Origin of the sequence: Pseudoalteromonas sp. PS1M3 (assembly GCF_016865405.1) — a bacterium.
GTDB classification, from domain to species: Bacteria; Pseudomonadota; Gammaproteobacteria; order Enterobacterales; family Alteromonadaceae; genus Pseudoalteromonas; species Pseudoalteromonas marina.
On record NZ_AP022624.1, the window covers coordinates 2,086,256 to 2,097,300 of the forward strand.

The 11,045-nt window shown below is 39.0% G+C and carries 8 protein-coding genes; 4 read left to right on the forward strand and 4 right to left on the reverse strand.

Features of this window, described 5'->3' with window-relative positions:
- Nucleotides 1–194: 194 nt before the first annotated feature.
- Genes PS1M3_RS09525 through PS1M3_RS09535 form a run of 3 tightly spaced genes read left to right on the forward strand, consistent with a single transcriptional unit; the run spans nt 195 to nt 4,963 of the window.
- Nucleotides 195–2,117 (forward strand): PrkA family serine protein kinase, encoded by a 1,923-nt coding sequence (locus PS1M3_RS09525; RefSeq protein WP_203983823.1) that lies wholly within the window; start codon nt 195–197, stop codon nt 2,115–2,117.
- A gap of 30 nt (nt 2,118–2,147) precedes the next feature.
- Nucleotides 2,148–3,431: a YeaH/YhbH family protein gene (locus tag PS1M3_RS09530; protein ID WP_203983825.1), complete on the forward strand. Its 1,284-nt coding sequence runs from the start codon at nt 2,148–2,150 to the stop codon at nt 3,429–3,431.
- A gap of 17 nt (nt 3,432–3,448) precedes the next feature.
- Nucleotides 3,449–4,963, forward strand: a complete 1,515-nt coding sequence (locus PS1M3_RS09535) for a SpoVR family protein (RefSeq protein ID WP_203983827.1) — start codon at nt 3,449–3,451, stop codon at nt 4,961–4,963.
- A gap of 46 nt (nt 4,964–5,009) precedes the next feature.
- On the opposite strand, the gene PS1M3_RS09540 is transcribed toward PS1M3_RS09535, so the two are convergent.
- Together PS1M3_RS09540 and PS1M3_RS09545 are read right to left on the reverse strand one after the other, a co-directional pair.
- Nucleotides 5,010–5,981, reverse strand: coding sequence for a diguanylate cyclase (locus PS1M3_RS09540; RefSeq protein WP_006792404.1), 972 nt, complete (start codon nt 5,979–5,981; stop codon nt 5,010–5,012).
- Between the two features lie 3 nt (nt 5,982–5,984).
- Complete coding sequence (locus PS1M3_RS09545) at nt 5,985–6,989, reverse strand: response regulator (protein ID WP_138740614.1); 1,005 nt, start codon at nt 6,987–6,989, stop codon at nt 5,985–5,987.
- 229 nt (nt 6,990–7,218) lie between these two features.
- On the opposite strand from PS1M3_RS09545, the gene tpx reads away from it, so the two are divergent.
- Nucleotides 7,219–7,800 (forward strand): thiol peroxidase, encoded by a 582-nt coding sequence (gene tpx, locus PS1M3_RS09550; RefSeq protein ID WP_008129835.1) that lies wholly within the window; start codon nt 7,219–7,221, stop codon nt 7,798–7,800.
- Between the two features lie 55 nt (nt 7,801–7,855).
- On the opposite strand, the gene adk is transcribed toward tpx, so the two are convergent.
- Nucleotides 7,856–8,500 carry an adenylate kinase gene (adk, locus tag PS1M3_RS09555; protein ID WP_006792401.1) on the reverse strand — a complete coding sequence of 215 codons (645 nt, stop codon included), beginning with the start codon at nt 8,498–8,500 and terminating at the stop codon, nt 7,856–7,858.
- A gap of 174 nt (nt 8,501–8,674) precedes the next feature.
- Complete coding sequence (gene htpG, locus PS1M3_RS09560; RefSeq protein ID WP_138740615.1) at nt 8,675–10,591, reverse strand: molecular chaperone HtpG; 1,917 nt, start codon at nt 10,589–10,591, stop codon at nt 8,675–8,677.
- Nucleotides 10,592–11,045: the final 454 nt, after the last annotated feature.

Below are 11,045 nucleotides of genomic sequence, written 5' to 3' on the forward strand. Positions count from 1 at the left end.
TAATTTAAAAAAGACGCTAAAGCGTCTTTTTTTATGCCTATTATTTATACTTTTAAACTCTGTCATTTGACAAAATAGCCTTCTTCAACATGATCTTTTTTCACTTAAATTTTTAATTTTATTCCACAAACATAGACTTTCGCGACTAAACTTTAAAATGTAAGCACCTTTTACAGCGGGTTTCGGAGGTTATTATGACGATTTTTGAGCATTACCAAGCACGTTACGAAGCGGCACAAGAAGAAGAGTACAGTATCGCCGAGTTTCTTGAGATATGTAAAACCGACAAATCTGCCTACGCGAGTGCACCAGAACGCCTTTTAATGGCCATAGGTGAACCCACAATGGTAGATACCGCAACGGATGCACGCCTCAGTCGGTTATTTTCAAATAGAGTAGTTGCACGCTACCCTGCCTTTACCGATTTTTATGGTATGGAGGATGCCATTGAACAAATTGTTTCTTATTTAAAACACGCCGCTCAAGGGCTTGAAGAGTGTAAACAGGTTCTCTACCTATTAGGCCCAGTCGGCGGTGGCAAATCATCTATTGCTGAAAAGCTAAAGTACCTCATGCAACAAGTACCCATCTATTCAATTAAAGGGTCACCGGTAAACGATCACCCATTATCTCTGTTTGATCCCATTGAAGACGCTAATGTGCTAGAGCAAGAGTACGGTATTAAGCCACGTTATTTAAAAACAATTATGTCACCGTGGGCAGGCAAACGACTGAAAGAGTTTAATGGCGATATAAGTAAGTTTAGAGTGGTAAAACGTTATCCATCTATTCTGAATCAAATAGGCATCGCTAAAACAGAGCCTGGCGATGAAAACAACCAAGATATATCTGCATTAGTAGGTAAAGTAGATATACGTCAGCTTGAACATTTTGCGCAAAATGACCCCGATGCTTATGCTTACTCGGGTTCACTTTGTATGGCAAATCAAGGCTTGATGGAATTTGTAGAGATGTTTAAAGCCCCTATCAAAGTACTCCATCCACTACTAACGGCCACGCAAGAAGGTAATTACAATGGGACTGAAGGTATTAGCGTTCTTCCTTTTAATGGCATGATCCTCGCTCATTCAAACGAATCTGAATGGCAAACCTTTAAAAATAACAAAAATAATGAAGCCTTTTTAGACCGTGTATACATAGTCAAGGTACCTTATTGTTTGCGTGTCACTGAAGAAATTAAAATTTACGACAAACTTCTTCAGCATAGTGAACTTCATAGCGCCCCTTGCGCGCCTGGCACCTTAAAAGCTTTGGCACAATTTACAACTCTTTCACGATTAAAAGAGCCTGAAAACTCAAGCTTGTATTCTAAAATGCGAGTGTACGATGGTGAAACACTCAAAGACACTGATCCAAAAGCAAAGTCGTATCAAGAGTATCGCGATTACGCAGGAGTGGATGAAGGCATGACGGGTCTTTCTACTCGCTTTGCATTTAAAATTTTATCTCGGGTATTTAATTTTGACAACACAGAAGTGGCCGCAAACCCTGTTCACTTATTTTATGTACTTGAACAACAAATAGAACGTGAACAATTCAGCAGCGATGTTGAAGAACGCTACTTGAGCTTTTTAAAAGGCTATTTAATCCCTCAGTATGTTGAATTTATTGGTAAGGAACTTCAAACTGCGTATTTGGAATCATACTCAGAATATGGGCAAAACATATTTGATCGCTATGTTATTTATGCCGATTTTTGGATTCAAGATCAAGAATATCGTGACCCTGATACAGGCCAATTATTTGACCGAGCTGCACTCAATGCAGAGCTTGAGAAAATTGAAAAACCAGCGGGCATTTCTAACCCTAAAGATTTTCGTAACGAAATAGTCAATTTTGTACTACGCGCACGGGCTCATAACAATGGCAAAAACCCGCTGTGGACGAGTTATGAAAAATTACGCACTGTCATTGAGAAAAAAATGTTTTCAAACACAGAAGATCTGTTGCCTGTTATTTCGTTTAATACTAAAACCTCAGCTGAAGATCAGCAAAAACACGAAGACTTTGTTAATCGCATGGTCGAGAAAGGCTATACACAAAAGCAAGTCAGATTGTTATCTGAGTGGTACCTACGTGTTAGAAAATCACAATAACCTTCATAGTTGTAGTTTTAGGAGGTCATTATGGCACATTTTATAGACAGACGTTTAAACGGTAAAAATAAAAGCACCGTAAATCGTCAACGCTTCATTAGGCGTTATAAAAAACAGATAAAAGAAGCGGTGTCAGATGCAATAAATAAACGCAGTGTAACCGACTCTACATCGGGGGAAAGTATATCTATTCCGCAACGTGATATCAGCGAGCCTACCTTTCATCAAGGTAAAGGTGGGAATAAAAAACAAATACACCCAGGTAACGATCAGTTTGCAACAGGTGATAAAATAGAGCGACCAAAAGGTGGTCAAGGTGATGGTTCTGGACAAGGTGAGGCAAGCGACTCTGGCGAAGGGCAAGATGAATTTGTGTTCTCTATCTCAAAAGATGAGTACCTCGATTTACTTTTTGAAGATTTAGAACTTCCTAATCTTCAAGAAAATCAACTTGATAAACTTGTACAAATGAAAACCCACCGAGCCAGTTTTTGCAGTGAAGGTATGCCAAGTAATATTGATATTGTTCGTTCGTTACAAGGATCGCTTGCCCGACGTGTTGCGATGAGCGCTGGAAAAAAGCGCCGCTTAGCCGATTTAGAAGCTCAGCTAAAAATATTAATACAAGAACCTCATAGCGATAAAGCCGCTGTTGCACTTTTACAAAAAGAAATAAACCTACTCAAACAGCAAATTAAAGCTGTGCCATTTATTGATAACTATGACTTGCGTTTTAGAAATTACGAGAAGCGCCCCCACCCCACCAGCAAAGCGGTTATGTTTTGTATTATGGATGTGTCAGGCTCTATGGACCAAGCCACAAAAGATATGGCAAAACGGTTTTATATTTTACTATATCAATTTTTAACGCGCAGTTATAAAAACATTGAAGTGGTCTATATCCGTCATCATACGCAAGCTACTGAAGTAGACGAACAAACATTTTTTTACTCTCAAGAAACTGGGGGAACTATCGTATCGAGCGCACTTAAACTGATGGATAAAATAATTAAAGAGCGTTACAACGCAGACGAATGGAATGTATATGCAGCACAAGCATCTGATGGTGATAACTGGGCTGACGATACTCCTCATTGCGGACAAATATTACGTAATAGCATTTTAGATGCTGTTCGCTATTTTGCCTACATTGAAATCACAACACGTGCTCATCAAAGCCTATGGCGAGAATATTTAAATATTACGCAAACACATTCCAACTTTGCCATACAGCACATTCAAAGTGTTGAAGACATTTACCCTATATTTAGGGAGTTTTTTAAAAAAGGTCGGCAACAACAAGGGGCTGCATAACCAAGCGAGGTATTAATATGAATACTAAACGAATGAGTGGCGGCCCTGACTGGACTTTTGATTTGTTAACTGAGTATCAAACAGAAATAGCCCGCGTTGCAGACTTTTACCGGTTAGACATTTACCCTAATCAGATAGAGGTGATCACCGCCGAACAAATGATGGATGCGTACTCAAGTGTTGGGATGCCTATTGGTTACAACCATTGGTCTTACGGGAAAAAATTCATTCAAACTGAGCAAAACTATAAACGCGGACAAATGGGCCTCGCGTATGAAATAGTGATTAATTCAGACCCCTGTATTGCATATTTAATGGAAGAAAATACGTTACCGATGCAAGCACTAGTTATGGCGCACGCATGTTATGGCCACAACTCTTTTTTTAAAGGTAATTATTTATTTAAAACATGGACTGATGCCAGCTCTATCATTGATTACCTAGTATTTTCTAAAAATTATATACGTCGCTGCGAAGAAAAATACGGTGTAACAGCAGTAGAAACCTTACTAGACTCATGCCACGCACTCATGAACTATGGCGTTGATCGTTATAAACGCCCGCAACAAATTTCGTTATTCGAAGAGCAAAAGCGCCAAGAAGAACGCGAGGCTTATTTGCAATCTCAAGTGAACGAATTATGGCGAACAATCCCCGAACATCACCAAGAAGCAAAAAAGAAAGAACGTCACTTTCCTCAAGAGCCGCAAGAAAATATCTTGTATTTTATAGAAAAAAACGCACCACTTTTAGAACCTTGGCAACGTGAAGTTATTCGTATAGTGCGTAAAATATCACAATATTTTTACCCACAAAAACAAACACAAGTAATGAATGAAGGCTGGGCCACCTTTTGGCATTACACCATTTTAAATCACCTATATGATGAAGGTAAACTTACCGACTCATTTATGCTGGAATTTTTACAAAGCCATACAAATGTTGTTTATCAACCACCTTACAATAGTCAGTATTATTCAGGTATCAACCCATATGCTTTAGGCTTCAATATGATGGTTGATATTAGGCGACTATGCGAACACCCAACGGAAGAAGATAAAAAGTGGTTTCCTGAATATGCCGGAAGTAATTGGCTTGATACCCTTCATTTTGCTATGCAAAACTTTAAAGATGAAAGCTTTATAAGCCAGTTTTTATCCCCTAAATTAATTCGCGACTTTAAGCTATTTACACTTATTGATAACGCGAGCGCTCCGCATTTAGAAATAGGCGCAATTCACAACGACAATGGATATAAAGCGGTAAGGGAAGCGCTTTCGGCTCAATATAACTTAAGTAATCATGAACCTAACATACAAGTGTACGATGTTGATATCAGAGGGGATAGAGCGCTTACGCTTAGGTATGTGCCGCACAATAATATACCTTTAGCAAATACACATGAGGAAGTACTTAAGCATCTTTATAGATTATGGGGGTTTAAAGTAAAACTTGAACAAGTAGATAATAATGAAAAAATAACGACTATCGGACAATGCCCTAAAGATGACTCTCGACATACAACCGAGTGATTAAACTCAGAGCGGCAGACTAAAAATAATTAATAAAAAATGACGGTTAAGCGTCATTTTTTATATCGGCATAGGCAGTTACTTTATTTCGTCCATTCTTTTTAGATTGATACATAGCTTTATCTGCAGCTTCTATCCAGCGCTCATGGTCTTTAAACTCATTACTAAAACAGGCAAAACCAATACTCACTGTTACTTTAACTTCAAGTTGTTTATACATAACAGGACTTTGCTCAATTAATACCCTTAAGCGTTCAGCAAAAATTTCAGCCCCCTTTTCATCGGTATCTAATAAAGTAACTACAAACTCCTCACCACCGTACCTTCCTGCGATGTCCGTTTCGCGTAGTGTCGTTTTTAAAAGTTTTGACAAGTGGCGTAGTGCTTCATCACCACACGTGTGGCCATATTCATCATTTACGACTTTAAATCGATCGATATCAAACATCAGCAATGCACTAGAACCGCCATTGCGCTTAGTACGCAAAAACTCTTGCTTGAGCGTACTCTCCCAATGACCACGGTTATACAATTGAGTGAGGCTATCTGTTTGGCTTACTTGCTCTAGGCGGGCATTTAAATCCTCTAATTCTTTTTTATTTACCGCAATATCAGTTACATCATATAAGATAATACATATATGACTGACTTCTGCACGAATATTAGTTAAAGGTATAAAAGTTGCATTTTGATACATATACTCGGCTTTACCAGTGATAGGACGGTAATTTTTAAACCTAAATATATAAGGTTGCTGTTCCCATATTGTGAATGAGCGATTTTTTAAAACAAATACGGATTCAGATTTACTTCTAAACCATTTTTCGTCTATTGCAGGAAACAAATCAAATAAATCTTTATGCTTTACCGCACTTGGTAATAAGCCGGAATGGTTTTCCATGAACCCATTCCAAACACACACTCGGTAATCTCTATCAAGTACAACAAGACCCACATCAACGGTATTAAACATATCCATTAACCAATGGATCTCATTCATATCTAAATCAGCAGCCATAACTTAATCTTCTAATAGGTAAGCAACTTTGTATTTCAAAGTTTTTAGTGAGTCTTCGGTAAATAACAACATTAAATCACAGTTTATGTTGTGATTTTCAATGCCATAGCTAATTTCAATTGCAAGAGTGCGTTGCCAACGAGACTTGTTTGCTTTTACCAGTTCAGACACATCTCTATGCTGACCTAACACAATTGGGTGTCCTTGGCTGAATGACATGTCGAGCTGCTTAGAAAGACCCGTAAGAATTGCACCAATAAGGATATTACTAATATCCATTAGTAGCTCAAGCTCAACGTTATCGGTGAGTACACCGTCATAATTCATTAAAGACGCAATTTCTTTAAAACTAGAATCGTTGAGTAATAATAATGCTTCGCCAGATACACCACCACCTATAAAGCCCTGGCACACACCAGAAGTAGACGCATTATTATCTATGGAGCGAAGTGCCATATCTAGCTCACTCACCTCGAGAATATTTACATTAGGGATTGGTAATTCGACAAATACATTGAGTAACCTTGCTAGTAAGTCACCAGCCTGCCCCATTGCGACATTCGTCAGTTCTTGGTAGATGTCTCGAACGTCAGGGTCAACTTGCTCACCTAATGCATGGGACAAGCGTTCACGCATAGCTTTGTCTTTAATTCCATGATGCTCTATTATTTCGGCAAGCTTTTCTGGTGAGCAGGGTTTTTGAATAAAATCGATAGCGCCTAAATCAAGCACTCGTTGGTGGGCATTAGGTTGTATGTCGCCAGATACCACAACAGTAAGCACATTTAAGCCTAACTCTTTCATTGCCATCAACACTTCATACCCGTCCATTTCAGGCATGTTTAAATCAAGGAATAGAATTTCTGGTTCAACCGCTTTTATTTGCTTTATGCAATCAACACCGTTAATTGCAAACTCAACCTTTATGTCCCAGTCTTCCGGCAATGAGCGAGCTAACTGGCGCCTCGCTAATTTGGAATCATCACATACTAATACTGATGTTGGCATACTATCTCTCTATTTTTAAACCAAGTATTAACATCACAAAATGATAGTGGCTTTTATTTTTATTATTTAAGATATTTTTTGTAACTATATGTTAATCAAAGTTTCAGCGGTTTACAATTTATAAATCTCATAACTAATTCTTATCAAGCAAGAACGCATAATCGCTTGGTTACTCATACGCAGTATAATACACTGTCGCTTATTGCGTTAATTTAAAAGGAAATACCTTATGTATCGTACGTTCGCGTTTGTACTGAGTGCATTTTGCTCCGTTGCTATGGCAGCCGATTATCCAGAAAACACGCTTGATGCAGGAAAAGTGTCAGTACAGGGCAAACCAATTACTTTAATGGGCGAAGGTGTCTCAGTAGGTGAAAGTGCGCCTGACTTTAAAGTAGTTGATGGTAACTTTACGCCTGTAACGCTCAAAAACTACAAAGGGCAAGCATTACTAATAAGCGTAGTACCAAGTTTAGATACCGGTGTGTGTAGTTTACAAACTAAGCACTTTAACGAAAAAGTGGCGCTAGAATTTCCAAGTATTGAAATATTGACTGTAAGCGCTGATTTACCGTTTGCCCAAAAACGATTTTGTAAAGCAGAGAACATAGATAAAGTCATCACATTATCTGATTCGGTATGGCGTGATTTTGGCCAAAAATATGGTGTGATTATAAAAGATATGGGGCTTCTAACGCGCTCTATTTTTATACTCGATAAGAGCCACAAAGTGATTTATAAGCAATTAGTGAGTAACCTCTCTACCGAGCCAGAATATGACAGCGTAATAGAAAAGCTTAAAACCTTATAGGTCTTTCTGTAAAACAAAAAAACCGCCAGCTGGCGGTTTTTTTGTGCGCTTTAAATTAACCTAAAAGCTCACCTAACTGTGCACTTACAACTTCTACGGCTTGTGTACCGTCAAGTTTATGGTACTGCGTGTTGCCTGCAGCGGCTTCAGCTTGGTAGTAATCAACCAACGGCATAGTTTGCTCATGGTAAATACCTAGACGTTTACGCACAGTCTCTTCTGTGTCGTCAGCGCGCACAATTAACTCTTCACCTGTTTCATCGTCTTTACCTTCCACTTTTGGAGGATTGTAAACAACATGGTAAACACGACCCGAGCCAGGATGAACACGACGTCCGCCCATACGCTCTACAATTACTTCATCAGCAACATCAAATTCAATAACGTGATCAACTACTACGCCATTTTCTTTCATTGCATCTGCTTGTGGAATGGTACGTGGAAAGCCATCTAGTAAAAAACCTTTTTCGCAATCAGCTTTAGCAATACGCTCTTTAACTAAACCAATAATGATATCGTCAGAAATTAGCTGACCTGCGTCCATTACTTTTTTTGCTTCTAAGCCAAGTGGAGTGCCTTCTTTAATTGCAGCACGTAGCATATCGCCAGTCGAAATTTGTGGAATACCGTACTTGTCCATTAAAAACTGAGCTTGAGTACCTTTACCTGCACCCGGCGCGCCCAAAAGAATAATGCGCATATCATTGTCCCCTAGTATGAGAGTTTATTTTTAAAGCCTGAATTCTTCCATAAGCGCCGCTGATACTCAAGCAACTTATACTAATTGCCTAGTTTATAGCGCATAAAAAAAGGAAGCCTAGGCTTCCTTATTTAATATGTACAATATTTGTACTTTTAATAACTTAATATAAATTTATTTGCTTAGCTCTAACATTAATTTATTTAGGCGTGTAACAAACCCTGTTGGGTCTTTTAATGTTCCGCGCTCTGCAAGTAATGCTTGGTCTAATAGGACATGTGACCATTGTGCAAATTTATCTTCATCTTGTTCGTCATTTAAATGTTTCACAAGTTGATGCTCTGGGTTTAGCTCAAACACAGGCTTAGCCTCTGGCGCCGCTTGACCAACAGACTCCATTAGCTTTTGCATTTGCGAGCTCATGTCGTTGTCATCACTTACAACACATGCTGGAGAGTCAGTTAAACGGTGTGTGAAACGCACTTCTTTAACATCTTCTCCTAAGGCTGTTTTAATGCGCTCTACTAAGCCGGCCATCTCTTTTTCAGACTCTTCTTGCGCTTTCTTTGTCTCTTCATCATCAAGCTTGCCTAGGTCTAAGTCACCACGTGTGATTGACTGAAGTGGCTTATCTGCAAACTCAGTTAGGTGGCTCATCATCCACTCGTCAACACGGTCGCTTAGTAATAATACCTCAATGCCTTTTTTGCGGAAAATCTCTAAATGCGGCGAGTTTTTAGCAGCGGTAAAGGTATCGGCTACCACGTAATATATTTTATCTTGCCCTTCGTTCATGCGCTCAACATATTGCTCAAGCGACACATCTTGCGTCTGTGAATCTGTATGAGTAGAAGAAAAACGAAGTAACTTGCAAATCGCTTCTTTATTTGCAGCGTCTTCCGCTGGGCCTTCTTTCATCACCTGACCAAACTCATTCCAAAATACTTGGTAATCGTCAGCTTTGTTTTTAGCCATACGCTCAAGCATTTTAATGATACGCGAGGTACACCCTTTACGAATCGCTTGGGTTACTTTGTTATCTTGTAAAATTTCACGCGATACATTTAATGGTAAATCGTTTGAATCTAATAAACCCTTAACAAAACGTAAGTAGCTTGGCATAAACTGCTCAGCATCATCCATTACAAACACACGTTGAACGTATAGTTTTAAACCACTTTGACGCTCACGGTTCCATAAATCGAAAGGTGCCTTTTTAGGGATATATAAAAGGCTAGTGTACTCAGTTTTACCTTCAACTTTATTATGTGCCCAGCTTAGCGGATCTTCCCAGTCATGGCTCACATGCTTGTAAAACTCTTTGTATTCTTCATCAGAAAGCTCTGATTTATCACGCGTCCACAATGCCGTGGCGCGGTTAATGCTTTCCCACTCACCCGGTACTGCTGGAATCTTTTCGCCATCTTCGCCTTCAGATTCTGGTACTTCTGCTTTGTACATTTGAACAGGCGTAGAAATATGATCTGAGTATTTAGTCACAATGCTACGTAAACGGAATTCGTCTGCAAATTCTTTTTCGTCTTCGCGAAGGTGTAAAGTAATTTCGGTACCACGGCCTTCTTTTTCAATTTCTTGCAGCGTGTACTCGCCTTCACCTTTAGACTCCCACTCATAAGCAGTTGTTTCACCCGCTTTACGTGTGCGAACAGTCACTAAATCAGCAACAATAAATGCAGAGTAAAAACCAACACCAAACTGACCAATAAGTTGTGAATCTTTGCTCTGATCGCCCGTTAAGTTTTTGAAAAACTCAGCAGTGCCCGATTTTGCAATAGTGCCTAAAGAGTTAATCACTTCTTCACGCGTCATACCGATGCCGTTATCTGAAATAGTAACGGTATTGGCCTCTTTATCTGCGCTGATACGAACGCGAAGGTCTGCATCACCTTGGTAAAGATCACCATTTGAAAGCGCTAAAAAACGTAGCTTGTCGGCTGCATCTGATGCGTTTGATACAAGCTCACGTAAAAAAATCTCTTTGTTTGAATAAAGAGAATGAATCATTAAGTTTAATAGCTTGCCCGTATCAGAGCCAAACTGATGTTTTGTAATGTTTTTTTCTTCTGCCATGATAGTGCCTTTTTGTATTTTGGTACACACTTTGGTACTCGTTACGATTTTACATGAAATGTTAATTAACTAACATGGACTAGAATATTGTGATTTGAGGTGAGTAATTCAAGTGTTTTACTTCAAATTTCTCGTAGACTTAAGGCTTGACCTAATATAGCTTATTTACGCGATATTAATAAAGGCAATTTTAAGATGCACATATTATTAATGCTATTAGGTTTGATCATAGGTTTGTCACTCGGCACCAATGTAACTTGGTTAATCGGTTTTCCTGTGATGTTGCTTAGTCTGCTTTTTTTAAATGTGGGAACTGCGGCCTGGCGTGAAAGACAAGAAGCCTTCGCATTGTTTTTTGGCTTATGCTGTGGCGCACTTATCTTTGTCTCTAATTTAATATGGTAGGTTGATTGATCCGATACTCTGTTAAAAGCCCTCTTTATTGAGGGCTTTT